Source organism: Leucobacter faecis, assembly GCF_054456635.2.
On the sequence record NZ_JBTJEP020000019.1, the window covers coordinates 30,675 to 55,840 of the forward strand.

General features: G+C 63.4%; 30 protein-coding genes and 2 pseudogenes. 23 read left to right on the top strand and 9 right to left on the bottom strand.

The window, feature by feature from the left end:
• Positions 1-63: 63 nt before the first annotated feature.
• From ACXR2T_RS13090 to ACXR2T_RS13150, 13 genes and pseudogenes are all read left to right on the top strand, one after another.
• Positions 64-312 (top strand): type II toxin-antitoxin system Phd/YefM family antitoxin, encoded by a 249-nt coding sequence (locus ACXR2T_RS13090; RefSeq protein ID WP_458839649.1) that lies wholly within the window; start codon positions 64-66, stop codon positions 310-312.
• Positions 309-563, top strand: coding sequence for a type II toxin-antitoxin system RelE family toxin (locus tag ACXR2T_RS13095; protein WP_458839647.1), 255 nt, complete (start codon positions 309-311; stop codon positions 561-563). The genes ACXR2T_RS13090 and ACXR2T_RS13095 overlap by 4 nt, the downstream gene beginning before the upstream one ends.
• A 695-nt stretch (positions 564-1,258) precedes the next feature.
• Positions 1,259-1,498, top strand: coding sequence for a type II toxin-antitoxin system ParD family antitoxin (locus ACXR2T_RS13100; RefSeq protein WP_458839645.1), 240 nt, complete (start codon positions 1,259-1,261; stop codon positions 1,496-1,498).
• A 492-nt stretch (positions 1,499-1,990) separates the two neighbouring features.
• Positions 1,991-2,758, top strand: a complete 768-nt coding sequence (locus tag ACXR2T_RS13105) for a phosphotransferase (RefSeq protein ID WP_458839643.1) — start codon at positions 1,991-1,993, stop codon at positions 2,756-2,758.
• A 131-nt stretch (positions 2,759-2,889) separates the two neighbouring features.
• Positions 2,890-3,024 (top strand): annotated as a pseudogene (locus tag ACXR2T_RS13110) (zinc finger domain-containing protein); the annotation flags it as partial.
• A 72-nt stretch (positions 3,025-3,096) separates the two neighbouring features.
• Entirely contained in the window at positions 3,097-3,345 is a 249-nt protein-coding gene (locus ACXR2T_RS13115; protein ID WP_458839642.1) for a type II toxin-antitoxin system prevent-host-death family antitoxin, read from the top strand.
• Positions 3,346-3,360: 15 nt separating this feature from the next.
• Positions 3,361-3,618: a type II toxin-antitoxin system RelE family toxin gene (locus tag ACXR2T_RS13120; protein WP_458839640.1), complete on the top strand. Its 258-nt coding sequence runs from the start codon at positions 3,361-3,363 to the stop codon at positions 3,616-3,618.
• Between the two features lie 210 nt (positions 3,619-3,828).
• Positions 3,829-4,206, top strand: coding sequence for a hypothetical protein (locus ACXR2T_RS13125; protein ID WP_458839638.1), 378 nt, complete (start codon positions 3,829-3,831; stop codon positions 4,204-4,206).
• A 116-nt stretch (positions 4,207-4,322) separates the two neighbouring features.
• Entirely contained in the window at positions 4,323-4,895 is a 573-nt protein-coding gene (locus ACXR2T_RS13130) for a hypothetical protein (protein ID WP_458839636.1), read from the top strand.
• 149 nt (positions 4,896-5,044) lie between these two features.
• The gene (locus ACXR2T_RS13135) at positions 5,045-5,332 is read left to right on the top strand and encodes a helix-turn-helix domain-containing protein (RefSeq protein WP_458839635.1); all 288 of its coding nucleotides are present in this window, start codon (positions 5,045-5,047) and stop codon (positions 5,330-5,332) included.
• Positions 5,329-6,570: a type II toxin-antitoxin system HipA family toxin gene (locus tag ACXR2T_RS13140; protein ID WP_458839633.1), complete on the top strand. Its 1,242-nt coding sequence runs from the start codon at positions 5,329-5,331 to the stop codon at positions 6,568-6,570. Before ACXR2T_RS13135 ends, ACXR2T_RS13140 begins: the two co-directional genes overlap by 4 nt.
• Positions 6,571-6,637: 67 nt before the next feature.
• Positions 6,638-7,204 (top strand): DUF6434 domain-containing protein, encoded by a 567-nt coding sequence (locus ACXR2T_RS13145; protein ID WP_458839632.1) that lies wholly within the window; start codon positions 6,638-6,640, stop codon positions 7,202-7,204.
• 120 nt (positions 7,205-7,324) lie between these two features.
• Complete coding sequence (locus ACXR2T_RS13150) at positions 7,325-7,768, top strand: hypothetical protein (RefSeq protein WP_458839630.1); 444 nt, start codon at positions 7,325-7,327, stop codon at positions 7,766-7,768.
• Here the strand turns inward: ACXR2T_RS13150 and ACXR2T_RS13155 are convergent.
• Both ACXR2T_RS13155 and ACXR2T_RS13160 read right to left on the bottom strand, forming a co-directional pair.
• Positions 7,765-7,887 carry a hypothetical protein gene (locus tag ACXR2T_RS13155; RefSeq protein ID WP_458816282.1) on the bottom strand — a complete coding sequence of 41 codons (123 nt, stop codon included), beginning with the start codon at positions 7,885-7,887 and terminating at the stop codon, positions 7,765-7,767. The genes ACXR2T_RS13150 and ACXR2T_RS13155 overlap by 4 nt on opposite strands.
• 142 nt (positions 7,888-8,029) lie before the next feature.
• Entirely contained in the window at positions 8,030-8,539 is a 510-nt protein-coding gene (locus tag ACXR2T_RS13160; RefSeq protein WP_458816284.1) for a hypothetical protein, read from the bottom strand.
• A gap of 249 nt (positions 8,540-8,788) precedes the next feature.
• Here ACXR2T_RS13160 and ACXR2T_RS13165 point away from each other — a divergent pair, with 249 nt between their 5' ends.
• The 3 genes from ACXR2T_RS13165 to ACXR2T_RS13175 all read left to right on the top strand — a co-directional run bounded on the left by ACXR2T_RS13165 (position 8,789) and on the right by ACXR2T_RS13175 (position 11,822).
• Positions 8,789-10,420 (top strand): isocitrate lyase, encoded by a 1,632-nt coding sequence (locus ACXR2T_RS13165; RefSeq protein WP_458816286.1) that lies wholly within the window; start codon positions 8,789-8,791, stop codon positions 10,418-10,420.
• A 47-nt stretch (positions 10,421-10,467) separates the two neighbouring features.
• On the top strand, positions 10,468-11,211 hold the full coding sequence (locus ACXR2T_RS13170; RefSeq protein ID WP_458816288.1) for a M15 family metallopeptidase: 744 nt from the start codon (positions 10,468-10,470) through the stop codon (positions 11,209-11,211).
• 68 nt (positions 11,212-11,279) lie between these two features.
• The gene (locus ACXR2T_RS13175) at positions 11,280-11,822 is read left to right on the top strand and encodes an aspartate/tyrosine/aromatic aminotransferase (protein ID WP_458816290.1); all 543 of its coding nucleotides are present in this window, start codon (positions 11,280-11,282) and stop codon (positions 11,820-11,822) included.
• Positions 11,823-11,829: 7 nt separating this feature from the next.
• On the opposite strand, the gene ACXR2T_RS13180 is transcribed toward ACXR2T_RS13175, so the two are convergent.
• The 5 genes from ACXR2T_RS13180 to ACXR2T_RS13200 form a co-directional block, all read right to left on the bottom strand.
• Positions 11,830-12,285: a VOC family protein gene (locus ACXR2T_RS13180; RefSeq protein WP_458816292.1), complete on the bottom strand. Its 456-nt coding sequence runs from the start codon at positions 12,283-12,285 to the stop codon at positions 11,830-11,832.
• Between the two features lie 76 nt (positions 12,286-12,361).
• On the bottom strand, positions 12,362-13,081 hold the full coding sequence (locus ACXR2T_RS13185) for a DNA methyltransferase (RefSeq protein WP_458816294.1): 720 nt from the start codon (positions 13,079-13,081) through the stop codon (positions 12,362-12,364).
• Between the two features lie 19 nt (positions 13,082-13,100).
• The gene (locus tag ACXR2T_RS13190) at positions 13,101-13,889 is read right to left on the bottom strand and encodes a formylglycine-generating enzyme family protein (RefSeq protein WP_458839628.1); all 789 of its coding nucleotides are present in this window, start codon (positions 13,887-13,889) and stop codon (positions 13,101-13,103) included.
• A gap of 3 nt (positions 13,890-13,892) precedes the next feature.
• A complete protein-coding gene (locus ACXR2T_RS13195; RefSeq protein WP_458839626.1) occupies positions 13,893-14,306 on the bottom strand; it encodes a DUF1801 domain-containing protein in 414 nt (137 codons plus the stop codon).
• A gap of 43 nt (positions 14,307-14,349) precedes the next feature.
• Positions 14,350-14,967, bottom strand: coding sequence for a DUF1648 domain-containing protein (locus ACXR2T_RS13200; protein ID WP_458816300.1), 618 nt, complete (start codon positions 14,965-14,967; stop codon positions 14,350-14,352).
• 60 nt (positions 14,968-15,027) lie between these two features.
• Here ACXR2T_RS13200 and ACXR2T_RS13205 point away from each other — a divergent pair, with 60 nt between their 5' ends.
• The 3 genes from ACXR2T_RS13205 to smc are packed head-to-tail and all read left to right on the top strand — an operon-like array spanning position 15,028 to position 20,995.
• On the top strand, positions 15,028-15,435 hold the full coding sequence (locus ACXR2T_RS13205; protein WP_458839624.1) for a DUF4260 family protein: 408 nt from the start codon (positions 15,028-15,030) through the stop codon (positions 15,433-15,435).
• Positions 15,436-15,482: 47 nt separating this feature from the next.
• Positions 15,483-17,231: a long-chain-fatty-acid--CoA ligase gene (locus tag ACXR2T_RS13210; RefSeq protein ID WP_458839623.1), complete on the top strand. Its 1,749-nt coding sequence runs from the start codon at positions 15,483-15,485 to the stop codon at positions 17,229-17,231.
• A gap of 8 nt (positions 17,232-17,239) precedes the next feature.
• On the top strand, positions 17,240-20,995 hold the full coding sequence (smc, locus tag ACXR2T_RS13215) for a chromosome segregation protein SMC (RefSeq protein WP_458839622.1): 3,756 nt from the start codon (positions 17,240-17,242) through the stop codon (positions 20,993-20,995).
• On the opposite strand, the gene ACXR2T_RS13220 is transcribed toward smc, so the two are convergent.
• Together ACXR2T_RS13220 and ACXR2T_RS13225 are read right to left on the bottom strand one after the other, a co-directional pair.
• Entirely contained in the window at positions 20,971-21,519 is a 549-nt protein-coding gene (locus ACXR2T_RS13220) for a TetR/AcrR family transcriptional regulator (protein WP_458839620.1), read from the bottom strand. The genes smc and ACXR2T_RS13220 overlap by 25 nt on opposite strands.
• Positions 21,516-21,908 carry a DUF4260 family protein gene (locus tag ACXR2T_RS13225; protein ID WP_458816310.1) on the bottom strand — a complete coding sequence of 131 codons (393 nt, stop codon included), beginning with the start codon at positions 21,906-21,908 and terminating at the stop codon, positions 21,516-21,518. Before ACXR2T_RS13225 ends, ACXR2T_RS13220 begins: the two co-directional genes overlap by 4 nt.
• 176 nt (positions 21,909-22,084) lie before the next feature.
• On the opposite strand from ACXR2T_RS13225, the gene ACXR2T_RS13230 reads away from it, so the two are divergent.
• From ACXR2T_RS13230 to ACXR2T_RS13245, 4 genes and pseudogenes are all read left to right on the top strand, one after another.
• Positions 22,085-23,362, top strand: a complete 1,278-nt coding sequence (locus ACXR2T_RS13230; RefSeq protein WP_458816312.1) for an ABC transporter substrate-binding protein — start codon at positions 22,085-22,087, stop codon at positions 23,360-23,362.
• Positions 23,363-23,509: 147 nt separating this feature from the next.
• Entirely contained in the window at positions 23,510-23,854 is a 345-nt protein-coding gene (locus ACXR2T_RS13235; protein ID WP_458839618.1) for a helix-turn-helix transcriptional regulator, read from the top strand.
• Between the two features lie 52 nt (positions 23,855-23,906).
• Positions 23,907-24,191, top strand: a pseudogene (locus ACXR2T_RS13240) (HipA N-terminal domain-containing protein); the annotation flags it as partial.
• Positions 24,192-24,248: 57 nt separating this feature from the next.
• Positions 24,249-25,127: a type II toxin-antitoxin system HipA family toxin gene (locus ACXR2T_RS13245; RefSeq protein ID WP_458816348.1), complete on the top strand. Its 879-nt coding sequence runs from the start codon at positions 24,249-24,251 to the stop codon at positions 25,125-25,127.
• Positions 25,128-25,166: the final 39 nt, after the last annotated feature.

Below are 25,166 nucleotides of genomic sequence, written 5' to 3' on the forward strand. Positions count from 1 at the left end.
AATGTTGATCGGTACCTGCGATACGACATGTACATTTCGGGCCGCTAAACGTACAATTGGCGCATGGTTACTCTTACCTCGTCAGATGCGCGCAAGAATTTTGCTGAGACGGTGCGTCGTTCCCAAACCGAACCCGTTGTTATCGAACGGCGCGGGCGGCGGGAGGCAATCATGCTTGCACCCGAGGAATTCGATCGCCTCGTGGAAGCGGCAGAGGAACTTGACGACATCGCAGCCTTCGACGCGGCGATCTCCGAAGAGGGCGAAAACATTCCCTGGGGCGAGTTGAAAGCTGAGCTGGGCTGGGAGTGAGCTACCGCATCGAGGTCCGTCCGGCTGCGGCTCGTGCGCTGAGAGCGATCCATCCGGGTGACCGTAAGCGAATTCAGGGTGCCATTGCATTGCTTAGTCGTGATCCTCGGACACCCGGTGCGAAGACCTTGCGCGGGCGCGACGGCATGCGCGTGAGAGTCGGCGATTATCGAATCATCTACACCGTGCGTGATGACATCTTGGTTATTGTCGCGGTGGACCTGGGGCATCGTAGTGAGGTCTATCGTTGATTCGGCGTACGTGCACAGCGCCGCCAGGAGACTGCTGCTCAGCGTGAGCCTGGAGAGATCTTCATCTAACGACACTCGCCTCCCTTGAAAGGCAAAATGGAGTCGAGTATTTCGGCAAGTACCAAATATTGATACCGAGGGAGCATGGCCGCGAACAAGTCGACAAGTCTTGATGAGTGGCGAATAGCCGTATCGAGTAGCGCCAGTCCACGTATCGCGTAGCGCGATTCCGACGACCGAGTAGCGCACGTGCGCGCTCTCGGCCGCCGGGCTGCTCTACTCCCAGTAGCCGGGGCCTGGTGAGCGTGGTCGCTGCGTTCGCGGCGCATGTCCGACTCGCCCAACGTGCGGTTCTTATTCAACGACGCCACCACTTTCCCGCGGTCGGGCTCGAGGTAGCTGGCACACACCCGTGGTCAGCCGTCAGGAATCAACGCCGTGACCAGAGCATCAGCTCACCGATCTACTTTTTCGAAGTCGCCGTGGTCTGACGAGAGCACCCGGCCGCCACCACAACCGCGCAGCAACTGCGCCTATCGAGCAGCAGACTCATGATCTTTTGGTAGTCCGTCTTCAACGCGACCACGCCTTCCAGAACTGGCTGGTGTACGTGGCGGCTGCCACGCCCGTCAACCAGCCGACCACGGGACCGGACCGCGGCGCTACGGGATACCCGGAGTTGCGCTACGCGATACGTGGACTGGCGCTACGGGATACGGCTATTCGCCAATGAGCACTTCACGTCTTTTCTTGCGCGCGAGGTAGCAACTGGGCGCTTTCGATCTACAAGTGAAGTTGTGCGTGCGGGGTTGCGCTTACTCGAAGATCAAGAGACACAGTTGTCGGCTCTTCGCGCCGCCTTGATTACTGGCGAGAATAGCGGTCAGGTCGAGCCCTTTGGCTTTGATGCGTTCATCGCCTCGAAGACATCGTGAATCGGTTATATCGAACGAGAAGCCGCAATCGATGTGATCCGGATACTCCATCAGCGAATGGACCCCACTCGGCACCTGTAGTGGGCTGACCTAACGGGCGTCCCGCTCGTGGGCGTGGCAGGCACCCTATTTCTTCGCGTTGATTACAGTCGGTAATGGATCGCTCAATATTATTGGGACGCTTCTCCCGTGTGTCTTCGCCGCCGTCGTGCCGTTGATCCGTGCGGTGCTTGTCGTCATAGCCGTGTGAGAACACTGAGCGACAGAAGGCCCGAAGCGCTGCCGACCTCCGCGGCGACGTCAAGTGTGTCAATGTGCACGCAAAGCCTATGCCTATAACTCTCGCCATATCGGGACGTTGTGCGTGAAGTTCTCGTCAGAGAATGCGCGCGCGACGATGATTCCTGTTGAGGGCATTGGCGATGCTCTCACGAACATCAAAGCGTCGTGTCGATACATTGAGCTTCTAATTGATTGGGGCGACAACAGGTCATGATCGAGCCAGGTATGCATGCTGGTGTACCACCCGCCAACACGGCCGTGCCTGAAGGATTGCTCAGCGCGCTGCACGCGATGGGGCTAGGCGCTGCACCGCTGCGCCCAATGTGGTTGAACGAGGCGGGAGGGATCACGTTTGCGGTCTCGAACGCTCGAGAAGCCGACAAGGCCGATTTTTACGTGAAATGGAATCCGACTGGCTCAGGTGAATCGCTCTTCGACGAGGCCGTGCGGCTGCGGTGGCTGCAGGGAAGGCACCCTGTGCCGCAGGTCGTTGAGTTGATCGTGGACGATGCGCAGGAGGTGTTGGTTACCAAAGCACTGCCAGGCGAATCTGCGGTCCAACCGCACTGGCGTGGTGAACCAGAGACAGTGCTGCGGGCGCTCGGACAGGGGCTTCGCAGGCTCCACGATGTGGCCATAGAAAGCTGCCCGTTTAGCTGGGGCGTCAGAGAACGAACTCGTGGAGCATTTCTGGAGCCCTCCACTGTGGGCGCTGTTCCGGGCATCGACAAACTTGTCCTGTGCCAGGGGGATCCGTGTGCACCGAACACGCTGGTTGCAGGGGATGGCTCATTTCTCGCCCACGTTGACCTAGCGCGTCTTGGAGTGGCTGACCGCTGGGCTGACCTCGCGGTCATGTCGATGTCTCTCGAGTGGAACTATAGCGACTACGACGAGTCGATCTTTTGGGATGCGTATGGGGTGGAACCTGATGCTGTGCGCATCGGCTTTTATCGCAACCTGTGGAACGCCGAGTAGGCGGAGAAGTATCTTGCGGCAGAGCCCCGAACTCTCTTAGCGCGATTAAGGTCTTGTGTACATTCACGCCGCACTCGAAATGCAAAATGGCGTCGGTTCCGGTGCATCAATGCTAAAGACGTGCATGGGTCGGTTATTTCGCGCACTCGATAAACGCGTATGGCCGCGGGTGAGAGCCGTGCCCGCGCTGCGGCACTGCGACCACGCGTGTGCCGTTTGGTAGGCGTTCTTCTCACTTCTGCCCGCGGTGCCGGCGCAAGCGATGAAACCTGTCGGGATCTCAGGAAACTGTTCTAGCGCCCATGGTGTGCAACTTGTACAAGTGGTAATCTTGGGGTATGACTTCCGTGACGCTTTCCCAGTTCCGTAATCAGCAGAGCGACTACATCGCTGCTGCTCAGCGTGAGCCTGTCGAGATTTTGTCGCGCGGGGCGCGGCGAAGGGCTGTGGTTGTTTCGCCTGACTTTTATGATCGTGCAATAGCTGCTCTCGAAGACCAAGCAGATATTCGTGCAGCTGCTGACGCTCGCCGTGATCCCGAAGCTCATGTTCCCTTTGATGAGCTCATGGAAGAACTCACCATGTAGAGTGCGGTCATCGTCATGACCTACTCGATCTCCGTCTCAAAAGAAGCGGCGAAGGTCTTTAGGCGCTTGCGTCCCCAAGACGCGGCACGGCTCAAAGTTGCGATATCGGCACTTGCAGAGAATCCCCGTCCGCCAGGAAGTGTGCAACTCGTCGGCGGGGCAGGCGAGATGAGGATCCGTGTCGGAGATTACCGGGTGGTGTACGAAGTGATTGAAGATGAGCTTGTTGTACTTGTGCTCCGCCTCGGACATCGACGCGAGATTTACCGTTGACCCAGATTTGATGCGTTCATTGCCTCGAAGAGAGCGATTGAGTGGGTAGCCGCTCATCTCGCGCGGGGTGCGGGACTGACCACAGACACAGTGACTACAAGCGTTAGGCTGTCGGCGGCTACCCGATCTCCTATGCCGAACGAGGTAGCGTAATCGATGCGTTTTGTCTTCTCCAGCAGCGGATGGATCCCACTCGGATAGGTTGTGTCCATGAAAGCCCGTACACGAATCAGCGCGATCGTTTTGTCTTTGGTCGCCTTCGTCTCATTGGTGCTCTGCGTGCCGGCGGCCACAAAGGGTGGCTTCTTTGTGCTCTACGGGCTGCGGCTCAAGGTCAATGATCAGGTGCGGGTGGGCGACGAGTTTGAAGCCCAGGTAGGGCTGGTCATCGCGGTGCTTCTGCTGCTGGTCGCAGCCTTGTGTCTGCTCTTCGCGGCACGGCTGGTACGCCTGCACCTGACGCGCTGGGACTGGCTTTGGCTGGCTTCGGCCCTGCTCGGAGGCCTTGCCCTGGGGCTCAATGCGGGCCAGGTACACAACTGCCTGATCTACTTCCCCGTAGAAGTGTGCCGCCCCGACCTGTACTAGGGGGATCAGGGAAATCGAATCATGAACCCACCGAGTTGCGCTGCGAACTCGGCGTCAATCTCAGCACACACGCGGAAGCCGCAAAAGCCGCGTGCAGCCAACGCTACGATGAGGGCATGGTCGACCTTCATCAAGTGGAGCCGGGGCTTCCTGACGGGCACCCCTGGAAAACCAGTTCACGCTGGCACATGGCCTGGCGCACGTTCGGCGGCGTGTCACTCGTGGGCATGGCAGGCACCCTATTCTTCTCGTTGATTACAGCAGGTAACGGGTCGCTCAATATTATTGAGACGCTTTTCCCGTACGTCTTCGCTGCCGTCGTGCCGTTGATTTGTGCGATGTTGGTGGTTGTGCTGGGCCCCTGGCTCAAGCGTTACTACCCGTTTTCGCAGTCCCTCCTCATGGGTGGGTTCGCTGTACTAGCGGTCTTCGTTGCGTCTGCCATCGCCTCCGTCTGGGAGTCGATCAACCAGGGCCCATGCCCGGCAGACACAATGTGCGCGTCGCCCCTTGACGGGATGTTCTGGGTAGGCATTCTTTATGGCCTTCCCGTGTTTCTGAGCGCATGCGTTGGGTTCGGTATATCGATCTGGTCGCTTACACGTCGCGGCCGCAAGGTCTTCTTGCCGCTGTGGGGCGCCCTGCTCGCTGCACTAGCAACGGTGCTTGTCGTCATGGCTATGAAGTAAGGATCACCGAACCGCAGAGAGTCCGAAGCGCTGCCGCTGCCCGCGGCGACGTCAAATATGTTCACGTACATGCACACGTATATGCCTAGAACTCTCGTCACAACATCACGTTAAGCGTGATATTCTCCTCAGAGAGACGGGGTGATCACATGAGCGGTTATCGGATCGACCGTGAGCTTACGGAATTCGGCGGGTACGTGCGTGGTTGGCGTATGGTGCTTGGACTCACCGCGCAGCAGGTTGCAGAACGCGCTGGCATCACCCGAGACACCCTGCGCAAGATCGAGGCTGGAGACGCGGGGGTGGGGTTCGGTAACGTCGCGCAGGTGCTGCGTGCCCTCGGCGTGTTGGATCAGGCCGTCGAGGCGGTCGACCCTCTCAGCAGTGACATTGGTCGATTGCGCGCCGGAAACCTCGCGAAGAAGCGCGCGCGATGACCAGTGCTGAGGTCTTCGTTGACTGTGCTGGAGGGCCAGTCTTGGTTGGCCATGCACACTTCACTAGACAGCGCGGCCAGATCTCCACCACCTTTCTATATGACCTGGACTACCTGGCATCAGGCGGGGGCAGTATCGACCCGGCTCTGCCGCTTGTCACGGGCGCACAGCACCAGACCGGGCTGGTGCGCGCCTTCGCTGACAGCGCGCCGGACCGCTGGGGCCGAAACCTCATTGAGAAGGGTGAACGCGTTCGTGCACGTCAGGAAGGCCGGGCGCCGCGTCGGCTGGATGAGCTCGACTTTCTCCTGGGCGTCAGCGATGACACGCGCCAAGGGGCTCTGCGGTATCGACTTGCAGGCGCCACGGCGTTCGTGGGCGAGCCTTCTCATGTGCCACGGTTAGTCTCGCTCCCCGAGCTGCTGCGTGCCTCTGATGAGCTTGCAGCGGACGAGGACCCTGCCGCCGCTGTGAAGCAGCTGCTAGATACGGGCACGACCGGGTTGGGTGGGGCGCGCCCTAAGGCTTCGGTGCGCCTCGAAGACGGTGCGTTGGCGATCACAAAGTTTCCGCACGGTAGTGACCAGTGGGATGTCATGGCGTGGGAGGCGACGGCGTTGGATTTGTTGGAAGCCGCGGGGATCGAGGCACCTGATCGGCGGCTCACCCGAGTGGGGGAGCGCAGCGTGCTCATCCTGCGGCGCTTCGACCGTGGGTCCGATGGGCACCGCGTCGGTTACATCAGTGCGATGACGGCTCTCGGTGCCTTTGATGGTGACCACCGCGACTATGCCGAGATCGCGGGAGCCATGAGGGATCTCTCACGCTCTCCAAAGAACGACCATCACGAGCTCTTCGACCGCGTGGTCGCCAGCGTTGCCTTGGGAAACACCGACGACCATCTGCGCAACCACGGGTTCCTCGCCGACCGAGGGTTCTGGACGCTCAGCCCGGTGTTCGATGTCAACCCGCATCCCGATCCCTGGCGCATGCGCTCCACCTCGGTAATGGGCGCCGATGCGCTTCCTGATGAAGCCGAGGCTCTGCTCTCACTAGCAGAAGAGTGCAGCCTGACGGTCGAACAGGCTCGCGAGCGGCTTCGCGCTGTCGCCGAGACGCTCACATCCTGGAAGGAATGTGCTCGTTCAAATGGGATCCGTGAACGTGAGATCACGACGATGGCTGAATCGATCGAAACCCGACTGGACGCTGTGAATACTGTGGCAGGCAAAGGTTGATCGGGCGAGTGCTACCTAGCGGCCCCGAGAGTGCGCCCACGAACGCCGCCCGCGCTAGAGTTGGCCTGTGACTTCTGCGCCCAGCGAACGCCCGCCACTCAGTGTTGATCTCTCTGAGCAGGAGTTCTTGCGATGGTATTGGCTCAAGGCCGAGCTTGAGGCTTTTGCACGCGAGCTCGGCATTCGCGCCTCGGGCAGCAAAGACCTGCTCACCGCCCGAGTCTGCGCCTCACTGTCTCAGCGAGCATTCGTAGAACCCACACCTGCGCGCACCTCTCATGGCGCGCAGCTCGTCGGCCCGCTTCTTCCCACGACCGTCATTCCTGCGGGCCAGCGGTCGAGCCAGGTTGTGCGCGCGTGGATGCGAGCGCAAGTAGGCTCCGGCTTCCATTTCGATGCGGCAATGCGCGAGTTCTTCGCGCAGGCAGACGGCACACAAACCATGCAAGACGCGGTCGACCACTTCCACGCGACGCGCGACGGGCACGCCGCGAAACCGATCGATCGACAGTTCGAGTACAACCGGTTCACCCGTGCCTGGCACCGGGAGCACCCCGCGGGCACGCGCGACGAGCTGCTGGCAGCTTGGCGCGCATACCGCAACGCCCCGATCGAAGATCGCGGTCGCGCGTAAAGCGAACTGTGGTCTCGGGGCACCGATCCGGATCTACGCCCCGGCGATCGAGCTGATTGACGCAGCAGGAGGAAGCAACGGACACCTGGCACACCTGTGCCAAATGTTAGGATCGCTGTGATGAGTAGCCCGAAGTCACGCGCGCCCGCCAAGCAGGCGATTGCGGTTGAACTGGTGATGGCATGTGTCGTAGCGGGGCTGAGCGCGGTAGCTGCCCCGCCGTCAGGCGTAGTCATGCACTGGGGTGCTGACGGAGTCGCGGGGTGGTCGATGAGTCCCGCCGGGTACGCGGTCGTAGCAGGCGTGGCAACCTTGCTGCTGGGGCATTTCATTACGCTTCTCGTTGCTCACAAGTGGGGGCTTGCGTTCACGTGGCTTGCCCCGCTCGCGACGGGTGTGTTCTGGGTGGCCTATGGCGCTTTGCAGCGTGTCTGGCTCGGGATCGAGTCCTTCGGCGCAGCGGCAGTTTTTGCCGTGCTCTGTTATTTCTTGCTGCTGTGGTTGGTATCTGTGTATCCCGATCGCGGCTCAGTGCGCCGATCCGGATCTACGCCCCGGCACTAAGCAGCTGCCGCGATGATCGCGGCAAGCTCGGCAGGGAGGCTCCACATTGGCCAGTGGCCCGTCGGTAGGTCGATGTAGTTGGCGTCGTGATAGTGCGCGACGTCGGCGATAGCTTGCATTGGGGCCAAAAGTGGGGATTATGAGGCTCCATTACCCTCGTTTGTGGCCCCGCGAGGTGAAGTGGGAGTACGTATGCGCGGGGGTAGCGCAAGCGTGAGCGTCGGGATCGCAACCACTTCGGTTCCACTGCGACTCGCGCGCCTACCGATGCGCCGAAATCGCCCGTTGGATCTCCTCTGCGGCCGCTTGGTCGCGCACCACCATTTGCGTGCGGCGTCCGCCGATGTCGGTGACGGTGACTGACGCAGCGCCACCCAAATTGAGCCGCGTACGCGCGCCGTGATCTTCCCTCGTCACAAACCAGCTGACGCTCCCTTCAGCAAGGCCGTCGTCTGCTGCGACCGCGACGCCTGCGACCTCGTCGCGCGACAGGCAGCGCGTGAAGAACGGGCCACGAAAACACACGCCTTCGTCGTTCACCGTCACACTGGTGCGGGCGAACACAACGAGCGCGGCCACGATGAGCACCCAAGAGACCGTGAAAATCCACGCAAACAGCGACCCTGTGGCATACGAGATCAGCATCACTGCGGCGAGCGCGATGCCGAGCCCGACGAGCGGGCCGGTGAGCGCGGCGCGGCGCGGGCGTTCCGTGTGCGTAAATGTCGTGTGGTGGTGGGCTGCAGAGTGTTCAGTGGGCTCAGAGTTCATGCACGGGTCTCCCTCAATCGTTCACATCGACTGCTGCTGTGAGTCTACTGGGCCGAAACTCGGTAATGCGTGCTCAGGGCGACAAGTTCTGTCGCGCGAAAATACGCGCAAATTTCACCTGAAGGAACCAGCGAATCGCGTCAGTACAGCGGGCAAAGTGAGAAGTAGGCAGAACAGGCAGGCAGTACGCGGCCAGATCCAAGGAAGCCGAAGCCGAGAAAGCCGTGACCAACGTACAAGGGAGTAATCATGACTGCTTTTCAGAACGACAGCGCTTTTCAGAACGACAGTGCATTTCAAAACGACATGGACCAGGCTGAGACGCTCAAGCAGCAGAACGGGCGTGGCTGGAACCGCATCAGCGCCGAGGCGGTTGCCCGCATGCGTGCACAGAACCGGTTTCGAACGGGTCTTGAGATTGCGCAGTACACCGCCGACATCATGCGCCGTGACATGGCAGAGTACGACGTTGACCCGGCTGCTTACACGCAGTCGCTCGGGGTGTGGCACGGGTTCTACGCCCAGCAGAAGATGATCTCGATCAAGAAGCACATGAAGACGACGGGTAAGCGCTACCTGTACCTTTCGGGGTGGATGGTCGCGGCGTTGCGGTCGAAGTTTGGCCCGCTGCCCGACCAGTCGATGCACGAGAAGACCACGGTACCCGAGGTCATTGAGGAGCTGTACACCTTCTTGCGGCAGGCCGACGCTCGCGAGCTCGACCTGCTATTCACGCAGCTTGATGATGCGCGCGCGGCGGGTGATGACACCTCGGCCGAGTTCATTCAGTCGCAGATCGATAACTTTGAGACACACATCGTGCCGATCATCGCCGACATCGATGCTGGTTTTGGTAACCCCGAGGCGACCTACCTGCTCGCGAAGAAGATGATCGAGGCGGGCGCCTGCGCGATTCAGATCGAGAATCAGGTGTCAGACGAGAAGCAGTGCGGCCACCAAGACGGCAAGGTGACGGTGCCGCACGAGGACTTCATCGCGAAGCTGAACGCGGTGCGCTACGCGTTTCTCGAACTCGGTATCGATAATGGGATCATCGTGGCCCGTACCGACTCGCTCGGCGCTGGCCTCACCCAAAAGATCGCCGTGAGCCAGACACCGGGCGACCTGGGTGACCTGTACAACTCGTACCTCGATGTCGAAGAGATCCCCGCCGAAGGCCTCGAGAACGGTGACGTGGTGATCAAGCGCGACGGCAAGCTCGTGCGGCCCAAGCGCCTCGCCAGCAACCTGTTCCAATTTCGCCCCGGCACGGGCCCCGATCGGGCGGTGCTTGACTGCATCACCTCCCTGCAAAACGGTGCCGACATGCTGTGGATCGAGACCGAGAAGCCGCACATCGAGCAGATCGCGAGCCTCGTTGACAGGATCCGCGAGGTTGTGCCGAACGCGAAGCTGGTCTACAACAACAGCCCCTCGTTCAACTGGACCCTCAACTTCCGGCAGCAGGCTTTCGATCAGCTCGCCGAGGCGGGGCGCGATGTGACCGCGTACGATCGCGACCAGCTGATGGCCGTCGAATACGACGGCACTGAGATCGCCGAGATCGCTGATGACAAGATCCGGAGCTTTCAGCGTGACAGTGCGGCACGCGCCGGCATTTTTCACCATCTCATCACGCTGCCCACGTACCACACGGCCGCGCTGTCGACCGACGAGCTCGCGCGCGGGTACTTCGGCGACGAGGGCATGCTCACGTATGTGCGTGATGTGCAGCGGCGCGAGATTCGCGAGGGCATCGCGACGGTGAAGCACCAGAACATGGCAGGCAGTGACATCGGCGACAACCACAAGGAGTACTTCGCGGGTGAGGCGGCGCTCAAGGCGGGCGGCAAGGACAACACGATGAACCAGTTTGGTTAAGCACGAAGGCATCGCTCGCGACGAGGTCTGGTCGTAAGCTGTGTGACATGCGCACGAAGATACTGATTGCTCTGCTTGCGGGGAGCAGCCTGCTCACGGGCTGCTCCCCGCAAGCTGCGTCTGTGGTCTCAGAGACCCAGCAAGCGAAGCCGGATCACAGCGTCCAGGCCGACACCCGCGCGGCTCTGCCCGAGGGGTTCGTGTATGTGGGCGAGGCCGTGCCGGGGGTGCAGATCGATGCGCGGTACGGCACCCCCAATAACTTCACCGGGGCGATCGTTGACGGCTACCGTGACGGCACCGTCGCTGTTCTGCGTGATGAAGCGGCGGCCGCGCTCGCCGGTGCGCAGCAGGAGCTGGCAGAGGCAGGCCTCGGGCTGCTTGTGTGGGATGCGTTTAGGCCGACACGGGCGGTCGCAGACTTTGTGGCCTGGTCAAAGACCGACGACGAGTCCACGAAGGCCGAGTATTACCCGCAGCTTGAGAAGGCCGGCCTGTTTGAACTCGGGTACATTGCTACGCAGTCACGGCACTCCCTCGGCGGTACCGTCGACCTCACTGTCATCGACACGGCCACGGGTGAGCTTCTCGACATGGGCGGCAGCTTCGACCTCTTCAGCGAGCAGTCACACTATGCCGCCAACGGTTTGACCGACGAGCAGCGCGCGAACCGGCTGATACTGAACACGGTCATGCAGAACCAGGGGTTTGAGCCGTTCGACCTCGAGTGGTGGCACTTCAGCTACCCGCTCGACGAAAGCGTGAAACCGGCAGATTTTCGGGTCGAGTAGGCGCATAGTCGAGTAGGCGCAATGCAGCGACGGATGCAGCGACGGATGGAGCGACGGAGGCAATAATCATGCAGGTCAACACAGAGCACGCTGAATCAATGCACGCGACCGACGTGCTCATCGAGCTGGCCTGGCGGCCGCTCACGGCGGCGCAGGCACTCGCGCCGCTACTCACATCCGAGCGGCTGAACGCCCACCCGCATCACGACAACTCGATCGCATGGCTGCTGTGGCATGCGGGCCGCGAGATCGATGCGCAGCTCGCTGAGCTCACGGGAGGCGCGCAGGTGTGGGTGTCGCGCGGGTTCGATGCGCGGTTTGGGCTCGCGGTGGGTGAGCACGAGCACGGCTACGGCCACTCCTCGGCCGAGGCCCGGGCGATCGTCGTGCATGATTCAAGTCTGCTGCTCGAGTACCTCACTGCCGCAGTTAGCTCGCAGGTCGATTACTTGAACGGTTTGCAGGATAACGATTTGTCGCGGGTCGTCGATGACCGGTGGGAGGCGCCGGTGACGCTCGCCGCTCGCATGGTGAGCGTCTCGGTTGACGCGGCAGAGCACGTGGCACAGGCCGCTTACACTGCGGGCATGCGGGCCGCGGCCTTCGAATAGGGGATTGTCACAACCGTTCGGCGAGCGCGACGATGATCCCCTCTGGTCCTCGCACGTAGGCCATACGCCAAACACCCTCGTAGTCTCCGACGCCGCCGACAAGATGGAACCCATCAGCCGCGAGTCTGGCGATCTGCGCGCGTACGTCACTCACTTCGAACGCTACGCTGCGAATACCCGGGTCCGTCGCCATTGGGGCGGCCGACTCTGCCTCCGGTTCAAGTCCCGGCTCTGGAGCGGGGCGTACGAAACGTGATAGCTCCACCGTGGCGCCGCCCTCGGGTAGACGCAACATGACGATCTCAGAGCGGGCACCATCGATACCGGTCACGGTGTCGATGAAGTCGCCTTCGACGAAGGTGCGGCCCTCTACCTCTAAGCCCAAACTTTCAAAGAAGGCAGTCGCAGCATCGAGGTCGCGCACAGTGATACCAACGTGGTCGAACCGAATTTTTCGTGACATGGGCTACGCCTCCAGCAGTTGTGCCCGACGAATTACCTCAGAGTGTACGCCTCATCAGCCATCCTGCGAAGGGGCGTCACCCAGCGGGCCGCTGAAACACGAGCAGCGCGTCAGCGACGAGGTCGTGCGGGTACCGATCCCACACGACCTGTGTCTCACCCAACGGTGTCAGATGCTCACTGAGCACGCGCGCGCAGTCCCGGATCAGGGGAGTGACCTCCCCCTCGTGCAGAATATCGGCGACGTTCCACACCACGAAGCCGCCCGGCGAAACGAGCCGCGCACACTGCGCCGCGACAAGGCCAAGTTCACCCAGGTAGCGCGCATAGTCGCCGCCATCTCGCTCGTACGCCGTCAGCGGGTCTGCCTCGTGATGCGACGCCGTCATGTACGGCGGTGAGGTGAGCACAAGGGTGGGCCGCGCGGCGGCGGTCTGTGATCCGGCGCGAAGCACGAGCCGCAAGAGCTCGCGCGCATCACCCTCAATCACCCGCGCCCCAGGCAAGCGCTCATGCAACAGCGCGACACGTTCGGGCAACAGCTCGATACCGAGCGCCTCCCGGCCCAGTGCCGTGGCACGCTCAAGCGTGGTGCCAAACCCCGCAAACGGGTCAAACACCGTGTCCCCCGGGCCGGTGCACCGCTCGATCACATGGTCGACGAGCGACGCCAGCATGTGCACGTCTTCATCAGCCCCGGGCGGCCGCTCGGCCACGAACGCATCGTGTGTCGCCGCGAGCCGCGCATCGAGCGGAGAAAGCAGCGGCGGCGGCGGAGAAGAAGCGTGGTTCAGCAAGCGTGCGCCCGGGTAATCATCACGGGCAGTCTACCGCGAGCGGCGTCCAGCCCACCGGCAGCGGCCCGGCAATCGCCGCCCGTTCACGGTCGGCCCGCTCCGACCAGCCCTGGGCGAATCCAGAACCTACGTCGCCAGAACCTACGTCGCCACGTACCGGGCCCCGCACGACCCGAAGCCCGACATCTTCAACCCGGGCATCTGGGGCATTGCCGCGCCGCACCCCCACCCGGCAGCTCCACGCGGGGTCAGCCCAACCGCCACCCTTGAACACGCGGTAGTCGCCGTAGCGGGCAGGGTCCAGCCGATCCCAGCACCACTCCCACACATTGCCAAGGGCGTCATAGACACCGAACGCGTTGGGAAGTTTTAACCCCACGGGTTGCGGGCCAGCCACCCCGTCGAGCGCGCACCAGCCGACCTCGGCGAGCGCCCCATAGCGGGGGCCAGCGGTGCCGCCTCGCGCAGCCCACACCCACTCCGCCTCTGTCGGCAGTCGAAACCCATTAGCTCCAGGGGTCCAGTGAACAGCGCGCCCCTGTATGCGGTAGGCCGATTCAAGCCCGGCCCGCGCGGACGCCACGTTGCACCACGACACCACATCAAACCAACTCATGCCCCGTGCGGGCAGACCGGCGCTCGCCGCAAGAACACCGGCGCTCGCAGCAACCTCGCCAGCGACGAACTCAGCCTCGGTAATCACCGTGTGGCTGATCGCAAATGCAGCGAGCTGCACGGAACGCTCCGATTTTCGTCGTGCATCAGTGAGTGTCACAACACCACCGGGCACGTGGGTGAACCGCTCCATGGGCTAACCTCCCGGGCTTTCAGCAGAGCGCTCCAGCAGCTCTCGTAGCGCGGTACGGTCCACGCTCGTGAGGCGCGTCAAATACAGGCACGCCTTGCTCGTCTTGGACGCACCGAGCCGCGCGACAAGCTCTGGCCAGCGCGTGGCAAAGTCGCTCACCAGGTAGATCGTGTGCTGCCGATTATTTGACGCAAAAGCGAAGCGCGGCGCGGTGCCGCGATGACCACTCTCGTAGCGATACTCGTACTCACCAAAGCCAATGATACGGCCAGCCCACACGACTGGATCCTCACCGCTCAACGCAGTGAACAGCGCGAGAAGCTCGCGTGCCTCTGTTTGGCGCGGGCCGGAGATGCCGTCAATCAGCTGTAGGGGTGGAACGTTAGAGGGCGACATTGCGGGCTTCTTCGTGGCCATGTGTTACATCATCGCACGCTCACGCCCGAGGCGGGCTCGTGATCTATCCCTTCCGCGGCCGCACAATACCCCACACGATCGAGGCGAGCAGTACGATGACGCCGGGCACCGTGAGCACCACGAGATTGACAGGCAGCACGGCGCCGAGAATGACCCCGGCAAAGCTCAACGCGATGCCGAGGGTTACGCCCACCATCATCTGCTCGCCCACGCGGTATAGCTGCTGCGCGTTACCCTCTGAGATGTCAGCCGGATAGTTGTAGACGCGGGGGTGGTGCGAAAGCCAGGCGAGCCCCAGCGTCATCACTACTGCGAGCGCGATCAAGATAAAGATTGACCAGCGCGGCCCCCAGCCGTCGGCCTCGCCCACCAGATTGAAATGCACCGCAATCGTGTCGGGCATGAACGGATATCGCACGAGCGCAACAAACACGACAACCCCGGTAAGCGCGAGCGCCGCGACACGCAGCCGCGCCGTCCAGCGGCCCGTGACATACGTGCGGGCGGGGCGCTCGCCGTAGGCGCCACCCGAAGACCCTGCGCTCATCATCGTTTCGCGCCTGGGCGGAGCGAGCAGCTCGCGACGAATCTGCGCGCGCCGGGCCTCCTCAGCTTGCGCAGCTCTCTCACCGTCGGGCATCTCGGACTCCTCGTGTTCCATGCTTCCAGGGTACTGACGCTCACACGCGCCACCAAAGCGCGTCCCAGTAACATTGAGACCATGGGATTTCCTCGCGTGACCTGGGGCATGAGTGCCGCTGTCTGGTTTGTTGTGCTCGTGCTGTGCTGCTTCTGGTGGGGCGGGCAGGCAATCACCATCGCCGCCGTGGTCATCGCCCTGCCGTACGCCACGCTCGTGGGATCCTTCACCGAGCGCGGCCGCATGAAGCCCGAGCGAGTGCGACTGCACAATGCTGCCTTTGGTATTGGGGCGCCCATGGCGCTGCTCGCGATCGGCATCGTAACGCTGCTCGTCACCGGCGGTTTCGAGAAGGGCACGTGGAGCGTAGGCGTCGCGGGCCTCGCCTGGTTCGTAAATATCGCGGCCTACCGTGCGTTTGGGTTTGGCCCGCGCGACGAAGACGGCATGCTGCCCAAAGCTGCCCCCACCTTCAAATCTGGCTTCTAGCGGCCAGGCGGGCGCAAACTTTCGCTCACGCTTCTATTCTTGTAACCATGCAGATGAATGAAACGCGTGCCTGGAACCGGTTCTACGCCCCGGGTACGCCGGTCGACATCGAACCCGTCGTGGGTTCACTCAGCGACCTGCTCGACGAGCGCGTCGCGCAGTGGGGTGACCGCGACGCGGTGAGCTTCTTTGGCGCCACCACGACCTACCGTGCGCTGGGCGACCGCGTCGCCCGCGTCGCCGAGGGACTCAAAAAACTCGGAGTGGAATCAGGCGACAGGGTAGCGCTCATCATGCCCAACGCCCCGCAGCACCTGGTCGCGTTCTACGCCGTGCTGCGCCTGGGCGCCGTGGTCGTCGAGCACAACCCGCTCTACACGCGCGCCGAGCTCGAAACCCAGTTTCGTGATCACGGCGCCACCGTCGTCATCACCTGGGACAAGCTCGCAGACCTAGTACAGTCGCTACCGCGCGAGCTCGGCATCACGACCGTCGTGGCGGTCGACATTACCCGCGCTATGCCGTTCGCGACCAGGCTCGCACTGAAACTGCCGATCCAGAAGGCACGTGAATCGCGCGCAAAGCTCACGGCGCCCGCCCCCGGCACGGTATCGTTTGCGGCGCTCGAAAAGAGCGCGCCGCTCGCCACATCGCACCCGCGGCCCGGCAAAGACGACCTCGCGTGCCTGCAGTACACCTCGGGCACGACCGGCACCCCGAAGGGCGCCATGATTACGCACGCGAACCTATGGGCAAACGCCCGCCAGGGCGCGGCATGGATGCCCGATTTCACGCGCGGCGGGGGCAGCATTTACGGGCTGCTGCCCATGTTTCACTCGTTCGGCCTGCTGCTCTCGGTAATCTACTCGGTCGAGACCGGATCGCGCGCGGTGCTGTTTCCCACCTTCGACCCCGAGCTCGTCAAAAAGGCGGCCCAGAAGTTTCCGCCCACGTTCGTGCCCGCGGTTCCTCCCATGTTTGACCGGCTCGCACGGGTCGCCCGCGACGGCGCGCTCGATCTTTCAGGCGTCGTCTACGCGATCTCGGGCGCCATGACGCTCACTCCCGCGATCGTGAAGCGCTGGGAAGAGCTCGCGGGCAGCATGCTCAACGAGGGCTACGGCCTCACTGAGACGAGCCCGGTCGCGCTCGCCAATCCCTTCAATGACGCGCGCCGGATCGGTGCGATCGGGCTCCCGTTCCCGTCGACCGACATTCGCGTCGTCGACCCGAACGAACCCACCCGCGAGGTAGCGCAGGGTGAGCCCGGCGAGCTGCTGATTCACGGCCCGCAGGTGTTTCAGGGGTACTGGAACCGCCCCGAAGAGACGGCCCAGACCCTACTCGAGGGCGGCTGGCTGCGCACGGGGGATCTCGTGGTGCAAGACGAAGACGGGTTCGTGACGGTCGTAGACCGCAAGAAGGAGCTCATCATCACCGGTGGCTTCAACGTCTCGCCGAGTGAAGTGGAGGCCGCGATCTGCCGCGTGCCGGGCGTCGCCGAGTGCGCCGTCGTGGGGGTGCCCCGCGGCAGCGGCGCAGAGGTCGTCACCGTCGCCGTGATTCTCGACGAGGGCGCAAGTTTTGACGAGGCGGCGGCGCGCGAGATCGCCCGCGAGTCGCTCGCCGAGTACAAGCGCCCCTCGAGCTACCTGGTGTGGGAGGAGCTGCCCAAGTCGCTCATTGGTAAGGTGCTGCGCCGCAAAGTGCGTGACACCCTGATCGCCGACCGGAGCGCAGTGCGTGCCGCCGCCGAAGTCGACGACAGCGGCGTACAGAACACCGAAACAGCGTAGGGGAGCGAGTGCACCTCAAGAGTCTCACGATCAAGGGCTTCAAGTCGTTCGCGCGCCCCACCACGTTTCAGTTTGAGCCGGGCGTCACCGCGATCGTCGGCCCCAACGGGTCGGGTAAATCGAACGTGGTCGACGCGCTCGCCTGGGTGATGGGCGAGCAGGGCGCGAAGACGCTGCGCGGCGGCAAGATGGAGGACGTGATCTTCGCGGGCACCGCCTCGCGCGGCCCGCTCGGCCGCGCCGAGGTGAAGCTCACGATCGACAACTCAGACGGCGCGCTACCGATCGAGTACAGCGAGGTGACGATCAGCCGCACCCTGTTTCGCAGCGGCGCCAGCGAGTACGCGATTAACGGTGAGGGGTGCCGGCTGCTCGATGTGCAAGAGCTCTTGAGCGACTCGGGGCTCGGCCGTGAGATGCACGTGATCGTCGGCCAGGGGCAGCTCGACGCGGTGCTGCGCGCGACCCCCGAAGACCGGCGCGGCTTTATCGAAGAGGCCGCCGGAATTCTCAAGCACCGGCGCCGCAAGGAGCGCACGCTGCGCAAGCTCGACGCGATGGAGGTGAACCTCACGCGGCTGCAGGATCTCGCGGGCGAGATCCGGCGCCAGCTGAAGCCGCTGGGCCGGCAAGCCGAGGTCGCGCGCGCCGCCCAGAGCATCGCGGCCGAGGTGCGCGATGCGAAGGCGAGGCTGCTCGCCGACGATGTCGCCCGGCTGCGCGGCGAGCTGGGCGAGCTCGCGCACAACGAGCACGAGCGGCACGCCGAGCGCCTCGTGCTCGAGGCGCAGCACGATCAGAAGCAGCAGCGCATGGCGCAGCTTGAGCAGGCGCAGCTCGGTGACGCGCTCGACGACGCGCGCCGCGTCACGATCGCGCTCGAGGGTGTGCAGCAGCAACTGCGCGGGCTCTTCACCCAGGCTCAGCAGCGGCTCACGTTCTTGGCGTCGCAGGCTGAAGCTCCGGATCAATCAGGGCGCATCTCGCGCAGCGCCGTCGATGAGGCGGCCGCAGAGAGTGCGCGCCTGGCGCAACTCGTGCCCGTGGCAGAGCAGGCGTGGCGCGCCGCTCAGTCGGTGTCGCTGAAAGCAAAGGCGGCGCTTGACGCGCTCGACGAGCAACTGCACGAACAGAGCGCGCTCGTGTCGCAGCACGACCTGGCGCTGTCACAGCTGCGCGGGCGCGTCGACGCCGCGCAGCAGCGCCAGCAGGCGCTCGCGCAGGAGCTCACCCGGCGCACCCACGCGCTCGCACAGGCAAACGAGCGGGCGCTCGCGGCGCAGCGGGAGCTCGACGCATTTGCGCATGGCGCTGGCGCTGGCGCTGGCGCTGACGCTGGCGCTGACGCTGTCGAGGGCGAAACGCCTCGGCTCCCCAGCGCCGACGAACTCGAACAGGCACATCGGGCGGCGCAAGAGGCGCAGGCTTCGGCCGAGCGGCTGCGCGATGAAGCACGTGATGCGTTGCACGCGCTCGAGCAGCGCCGCTCAGGCCTCGAAGCGCGCGTGGGCGCACTCGCAGGGCTCTTGTCAGCCCGCGACGCATCGAGCGAGCTTCTCTCGGTCGAGCTCGCCGGCATCGACGGCCGCGTCTCAGATCACGTGCGCGTGCGCGCCGGGTTTGAAGCCGCGGTGGGCGCTGCGCTCGGGGCTCACGTCGACGCACTCCTGGCAGGATCGCGCGAGGACGCGGTGGCCACGATCGAGCGTGCCCGCACGGCCGACCTGGGCACGGTGCGCACGGTCGTGGGCGGTGCTGAAATCGAGACTGCTGTACTCGACACCGCTCTACTCGATACCGCCGCGACGGCTGCCGGCGCGACCCCGCTCACCGGCGTACTCGAAGCCGCCCCAGTGGGGGTGCGCGCCCTGCTGGTCGGCAGCTACGCCGCGACCGACCTTGCTCATGCCGAGGCTGTGGTGCGGGCGCTCGCAACGAGGCAGGGCCCGGGCTCCGGCTTCACTGTCGTCACCCCCGCGGGTGAAGTGCTGACTCGCCACACACTCTCGGGCGGTGCGGGGGTCACTACCACGAGCATCGAGACAGCTGCAGAACTTGATAAAGCTCGTACTGAGCTCGAAGCGGTGCAGGGGCAGGCGCAGGCTCAGACTGAGACACTCGCCGCGCTGCGCGAAGCTGCGCAGCGGGCCAAGAAAGATCTCCACGCCGCCTACAGCCGCATGCGCGAGGCAGATGCCCGTGCGGCGGAGCACGCGAAAGAGCGTAACCAGCTTGCCGTGCGCGCCGAGGTGACCCACGCCGAGGCTGAGCGCACCGCGCAGCAGGCAGAACAGGTGCAGGCCGATGCTGCGCAGGCGGCCGAAGCTCTCGAAGAAGCCGAGCGCACCCTCGAGGACGCCGCGAGCACCCCGCGCCCGCTCCTCGACGTTACCGCTCGTGACGCCCAATCGGCTGAGCTCGAGAGTGCCCGTGCCAGCGAGCTCGAACACCGGCTCGCGCTCGAAACCGCGCGTGAGCGTGTGCGCGCGGCCCAGGCCCGCGAACGCGACCTGACGATTCAGCTGGAGGCAGAGCGCCGCGCGGCCGATGAATCGGCGAGGCGCGAGGTGCTGCGCCGCCGTCAGGTGGAGCGCGCTGAGCGCGTCGCCCGCGCCCTGCCCGCCGTGATCGAAGCGTGCGACCTGTCGCTCGCCGAAGCCCGCACCGAGCAGCAGCAAGCCGAGGCTGCACGCGCGAGCCGCAGCAGCGAGCTTGTGCAGCTGCGCACCGAAGAGACGGCGCTGCGCACCAAGCTCGCGAGCCTGACCGAGCACGCTCACAGCGCCGAGCTGAAGAGTTACGAGCGTAAGCTGCACCTCGCGTCGCTGCTCGAGCGCGCGTCGAACGAGCTGGGCCTCGCGGAGGGGGTGCTGCTCGCAGAGTACGGGCCCGATCAGTTGATTCCTACGGCGCTCGAAAGCGACGCTGAACTCGAAGGCAACACTGAGGAGCAGGAGCCCGCGGAGCCCGCAGCGTTCGCGAGTCAGCTTGAGGCAGATCTCGCCCGCGAGCTGGGGGTCAGCGCGCCCGGCGCGGGCAGCCCGGGCGGTGCGGGGGAGGCGCAGCCGAGATCCGGAGCTGAAACCCAGATCGCTGGGGCGCCGTACGTGCGCGCGGAGCAGGAGCAGCGGCTCGCGGCCGCAGAGAAGAAACTCGCGCGCCTCGGGCGCATTAACCCGCTCGCGCTCGAGGAGTTCGCGGCGCTCGAGCAGCGGCACCGGTTCTTGTCAGATCAGCTGCATGATCTCACCAAGACGCGCGCCGACCTGCTCGCGATCATCAGCGACCTGGACGAAAAGATGCAGGGCATTTTTGCCGCGGCGTTCGAGGATACGCGGGCGGCGTTTGGTGAGGTGTTTCCGATCCTGTTTCCGGGAGGCGCCGGTGAGATTGCGCTCACCGACCCCGAGGATCTGCTCACGACCGGCATCGATATTGCGGTGCGGCCCGCGGGCAAGAAGGTGGAACGTATGTCGCTGTTGTCGGGCGGTGAAAGGTCGCTCGCAGCGGTTGCGTGGCTGATGGCGATCTTTCAGGCCAGGCCGAGCCCGTTCTACATCGTCGACGAGGTCGAGGCGGCGCTCGATGATGCGAACCTGGGGCGGCTGTTGCAGGTGTTTGAGCGGCTACGTGAGAACTCGCAGCTGATCATCATCACGCATCAGAAGCGCACGATGGAGATCGCCGACGCGCTCTACGGGGTGTCGATGCGGCAAGACGGCATTTCGCAGGTGGTGGGTCAGCGCGTAAACGCCGAGGTGTAGACGGCCCAGGCAGCGTCGAGGTCGGTGCCGGGTGGAAATCGGCCGGCGAGTTCGAGCGACACGAGCCCGTGGGCGGCTGCCCAAGCCGCGCGTGCGCGATCGTGTGACGCATGGGACTCGCCGAAAAACTTGAGCAGTGCGCTCATCGCCGCCGCTTCGGCTCCGGCCTCGAGGAGGTCGCGGTCGAGGGAGCGCTCGGTCATGAGCCGGTAGAGCTGCGGGTGTGCAGCTGCGTATGCACGATAGGCCTGCGCGAACTTGGCGATCAGGTCTGGCTCTGGTTCGCCGCCTGGTTCGCCGGCTGTTTCGCGGGTTGTGGCGTCATCAAGCGCGGCCGCCAGGTGAAAGAACGCGCGCGAGATGAGGGCGTGCTCGAGATCGGCGAGGCCCGCAAAGTGCTTGTACAGGCTCGGTGTACGAATGCCCGCAGCGCGCGCGACCGCCCCGAGACTGAACTCTTCGAGCCCCTGCGATTCGAGCACTTTTTCGGCCTGTGCGAGCAGGGCCTCACGCCGCGGGCTCACGCCGGGACCTCGCTTCTATGTACGGTTCGGCGTATCGTCCCGTCAGCCTCGCGTGGCCCGTACCCGCATGCGCGGTCAACCGCAATGTGGGTGAGCCATGCCAGGCCCACAAGTAGCAGCCATCGCTGCGGTGTCAACAGGGCTAACACTGCGCCGGCAGTGAGGGTGGCGCTGGCCAGGCTGGCGGAGTGCATCAGGTTGTAGAAGCGAACGCGTTCTGGGCGCAGGCGGCCACCACCCGCGAACGCGCCGATGAGCGCCAGGTCGGGCGCAACCGCGGCCACCGCAATGATGCCGGCGGTGCCCCAGCCGAGGTGGACGCACAGTGACACGCTGGCGATGAGCAGCGCGACGGCAAGAGCGACCCAAAGGAGGCGAGAAGAATTCATAAGGCTAATGCTATTAGCCTTGCATTCTTTCTGCAATTGATGTTGTGCGACGGGTGGAATCTAACGAATTCATCTCTGACGGCGAGGCGTGTTCACGTAATTGATGCGCCGCCCAGTAGGCTCATCGACAAGCTCCGCAGCTTTGGGAGCGTTTCAATGATGAAAGGCAGTTGCCAATGAAGGTTTACTCCAACAAAGCAGCCGGTGCCCTTGCCCTGATGGCGGGTGCCGCGCTCATGCTCTCTGCGTGCTCGAGCGGTGGTGCTCCTGCAGACAAGGGTGACGCTGGGACAGACACGACCGCCGCAGAGTCGGTCGACGCGCTGCGCATCGGAACGCTGCTGCCGCAGACCGGCTCGCTCGAGCACCTGATCTACGGCCCGCAGGCCGCAGTGAAGCTCGCCGTGTCAGAGATCAACGACGCCGGCGGCGTGCTTGGTAACCCCGTCGAAGTGGTTGTCGAGGCCAACGAGCACGACCCCACTGATCCCACGATCATGGACAAGAGCATCAACGAGATCATCAAGGCCGACCCGGCGTTTGTGCTCGGAGCCATGGGTACCGGTAACACGAACGCCGCGATGCCGAAGGTCACCGAGGCGGGCATTTTGATGGGTTCCCCGTCGAACACGGGCATCGCGCTCGCAGGCATTAACGACCTGTACTTTCGCACCATCGCCTCCGACATTATTCAGGGCCGTGCACTCGGCAACCTGATTCTGCAGGACGGCAACGCGAAGGTGGCGGTGCTCACGCAGAACAACGACTACGGCAAGGGCCTGCGCGACAACCTGCAGACGACGCTCGAAGAAGCGGGCGGCGAGGTCACCTACGGTGCGACCGGTGCGGGCGAAGAGTTCCCCGAAGCGCAGACCACGTTCTCGTCTGAGGTGACCGCGGCGCTTGCCACCAAGCCCGACGCTGTTGCCATGGTCAGCTACGTTGAAGCCAAGCAGGCGATCCCAGAGCTCGCGGCGCAGGGCTTCGACCTGTCGAAGCTGTACCTAGTCGACGGCAACACGGTGCCGTACCCCGAGTTCGACGACGGTCTGCTCGAGGGTGCACAGGGCACCACCCCCGGCCGTACCGTCGACGAGGCGTTCGAGAAGGCACTCGTCGCGGCCTCGTCAGACGCGTCGAAGAGCCTCAACTTCGCGCCCGAGTCGTACGACGCAGTGATGCTCGTCGCGCTCGCCGCGCAGAAGGGCGGCTCGGCCGACACCGACACGATCGTGGCGAACCTGCACGCTGTCTCGGGCACCGACGGTGGCGAAGAGTGCGACACGTTCAAGGCGTGCTCTGACCTGCTGGCCGACGGTAAGGACATCCACTACCTCGGTAAGGCTGGCGGTGGCCCGCTGAACGACGACAATGAACCGTCGACCGCGCTGATCGGCATCTACAAGTACAACGATAAGAACGAGCCCGAAGCGGTGGGCGAGATCGAGGGCTAATCTCACAGCCCCTCGGGTAACACCAACATGGCGAAGAGCCTCCACGGTAAAAGTAATTCATGCCGTGGAGGCTCTTCGCGTTTGCACTTTTACAGGATGACCCTCATTACTATCCTGTTATCATAAGTTAACAGGAAGGTATTGAGGATGGCGCGAGAAAAGGTTGAAGTGCGTGGAAGTGCCCAAGATGTCCTTGAAGTGCTCGGCCAGCAGGTCAGGATTGCGCGAGTCGAGCGAGGATGGACGCAGAAGCACTTGGGAGCAGTCTGCGGTGCATCGGAACGCACGATTTCTATGATTGAGCGGGGACATCCGTCCGTCGCAGTTGGCAACGTGATCAACGCAGCGCTGGCTGCTGGCGTGCCGCTATTTCAAGAGGAGGACCCCGTAGAGCTGGCCCGAATGCGGTTTCGGGGCGAAGAAAAGATCGCGCTCATTCCCAAACGAGTAGCCGCACAATCAGAGGTGTCCCGTGACCTTCGAGACTTCTAATCTATTTGTTTGGACATGGCTCCCAGGTGAAGTATCTCCAGTCCCAGCGGGGGTGCTGTCTCCTGGGGCGAGCGGGGACCTGCGGTTCGCGTACGGCACCAGGTATCTGGAGCGTCCAAATGCGATTAGCTTAGCCCCCACTTTGCCACTGGGAGATCGTACTTACGAGCCGACCGGCACCATGTCGCTGCCAAGTGCCATCCGGGATGCCGCCCCAGACGCTTGGGGGCGACGAGTCATATTGAACCGCCTGACGGGAAGCCGGGGCGACGCTGCAGAGACGGCGGACCTATCTGAATTCACGTATCTGATTGAGTCAGATTCAGATCGGATTGGCGCTCTGGATTTTCAGCGATCACCGGCTACATATGTTCCGCGCGGTGGCGGTGCTCCGTTGACCGACTTGCAGCGTGTAGCTGAGCTGGTGTCTCAGGGTGAGTCGCTCCCACCAGCCTTGCACGATGCAATTTTGTCGGGTACAGGTATCGGCGGTGCTCGTCCTAAATCACTCGTTGCCGTTGCCGGCACACCATCTCTGGTGAAATTTAGTGTCACGACAGACGTGTTCCCCGCCGTCGAAGCTGAAGCATTGGCGTCGAAACTTGCCCACTATGCCGGGGTGTCCACGGCTCCAGTGCAGGCGCGAAACATTCAGGGTCGCTACGCGCTGATTTCAGAAAGATTTGATCGTGTCCAAGGTGCTCGACGTCTTGTCGTGTCCGCGCTCACGATCAGTGGCAAAGACGAACTCTCAGCACGCTTTGGCACTTATCCTGAACTGGTGGAAAAGGTTGCCAGGCTCGCGTCCCAACCCGAGTTGGTCGGCCCAGAGCTCTTTAAACGCGTAGCTTTCAATATGGCAATCTCCAACAACGACGATCACCTTCGTAATCATGCAGCATTTTGGGACGGCTCAACACTGGAGTTGACCCCGGCGTATGATCTTGCCCCCGCTGCGCGCCGCGAGGGGGCCGAGGTGACTCAGACGCTGGCATATGGAAAAGACGGAGAGAAGCTGGCGAGTCTGGCTGCTTTGATAAGGCAGTCGGCCTTCTACGGGCTAAGTCGACCGGCAGCTTCAAACATTGTAGACGAGCTCAGAGTTGCAATAGCGAATAATTTTAGCGACGCGGCCGACGAAATGCGTATACCCGCCGCGACTCTGGCCATTGTCCGAAGCTCATTTCTGCACGAAACTGTCACACGAGACCTGCCTCGGGCCATCGCGTTTCAGCCCGTAACGCGCCCTTCACCCAGGGCAGACCCGCTTTAGCTAACAGCTCCAAGGCGAAGTCGCTGTATCTGCCTCCGG

Coding starts and splice junctions, on each gene's coding strand:
- ACXR2T_RS13090 (WP_458839649.1), top strand. CDS start 64: ATGGTTACTCTTACCTCGTCAGATGCGCGCAAGAATTTTGCTGAGACG.
- ACXR2T_RS13105 (WP_458839643.1), top strand. CDS start 1,991: ATGATCGAGCCAGGTATGCATGCTGGTGTACCACCCGCCAACACGGCC.
- ACXR2T_RS13115 (WP_458839642.1), top strand. CDS start 3,097: ATGACTTCCGTGACGCTTTCCCAGTTCCGTAATCAGCAGAGCGACTAC.
- ACXR2T_RS13120 (WP_458839640.1), top strand. CDS start 3,361: ATGACCTACTCGATCTCCGTCTCAAAAGAAGCGGCGAAGGTCTTTAGG.
- ACXR2T_RS13125 (WP_458839638.1), top strand. CDS start 3,829: ATGAAAGCCCGTACACGAATCAGCGCGATCGTTTTGTCTTTGGTCGCC.
- ACXR2T_RS13130 (WP_458839636.1), top strand. CDS start 4,323: ATGGTCGACCTTCATCAAGTGGAGCCGGGGCTTCCTGACGGGCACCCC.
- ACXR2T_RS13135 (WP_458839635.1), top strand. CDS start 5,045: ATGAGCGGTTATCGGATCGACCGTGAGCTTACGGAATTCGGCGGGTAC.
- ACXR2T_RS13140 (WP_458839633.1), top strand. CDS start 5,329: ATGACCAGTGCTGAGGTCTTCGTTGACTGTGCTGGAGGGCCAGTCTTG.
- ACXR2T_RS13150 (WP_458839630.1), top strand. CDS start 7,325: ATGAGTAGCCCGAAGTCACGCGCGCCCGCCAAGCAGGCGATTGCGGTT.
- ACXR2T_RS13155 (WP_458816282.1), bottom strand. CDS start 7,887: ATGCAAGCTATCGCCGACGTCGCGCACTATCACGACGCCAACTACATC.
- ACXR2T_RS13160 (WP_458816284.1), bottom strand. CDS start 8,539: ATGAACTCTGAGCCCACTGAACACTCTGCAGCCCACCACCACACGACA.
- ACXR2T_RS13165 (WP_458816286.1), top strand. CDS start 8,789: ATGACTGCTTTTCAGAACGACAGCGCTTTTCAGAACGACAGTGCATTT.
- ACXR2T_RS13170 (WP_458816288.1), top strand. CDS start 10,468: ATGCGCACGAAGATACTGATTGCTCTGCTTGCGGGGAGCAGCCTGCTC.
- ACXR2T_RS13175 (WP_458816290.1), top strand. CDS start 11,280: ATGCAGGTCAACACAGAGCACGCTGAATCAATGCACGCGACCGACGTG.
- ACXR2T_RS13180 (WP_458816292.1), bottom strand. CDS start 12,285: ATGTCACGAAAAATTCGGTTCGACCACGTTGGTATCACTGTGCGCGAC.
- ACXR2T_RS13190 (WP_458839628.1), bottom strand. CDS start 13,889: ATGGAGCGGTTCACCCACGTGCCCGGTGGTGTTGTGACACTCACTGAT.
- ACXR2T_RS13195 (WP_458839626.1), bottom strand. CDS start 14,306: ATGGCCACGAAGAAGCCCGCAATGTCGCCCTCTAACGTTCCACCCCTA.
- ACXR2T_RS13200 (WP_458816300.1), bottom strand. CDS start 14,967: ATGGAACACGAGGAGTCCGAGATGCCCGACGGTGAGAGAGCTGCGCAA.
- ACXR2T_RS13205 (WP_458839624.1), top strand. CDS start 15,028: ATGGGATTTCCTCGCGTGACCTGGGGCATGAGTGCCGCTGTCTGGTTT.
- ACXR2T_RS13210 (WP_458839623.1), top strand. CDS start 15,483: ATGCAGATGAATGAAACGCGTGCCTGGAACCGGTTCTACGCCCCGGGT.
- ACXR2T_RS13225 (WP_458816310.1), bottom strand. CDS start 21,908: ATGAATTCTTCTCGCCTCCTTTGGGTCGCTCTTGCCGTCGCGCTGCTC.
- ACXR2T_RS13230 (WP_458816312.1), top strand. CDS start 22,085: ATGAAGGTTTACTCCAACAAAGCAGCCGGTGCCCTTGCCCTGATGGCG.
- ACXR2T_RS13235 (WP_458839618.1), top strand. CDS start 23,510: ATGGCGCGAGAAAAGGTTGAAGTGCGTGGAAGTGCCCAAGATGTCCTT.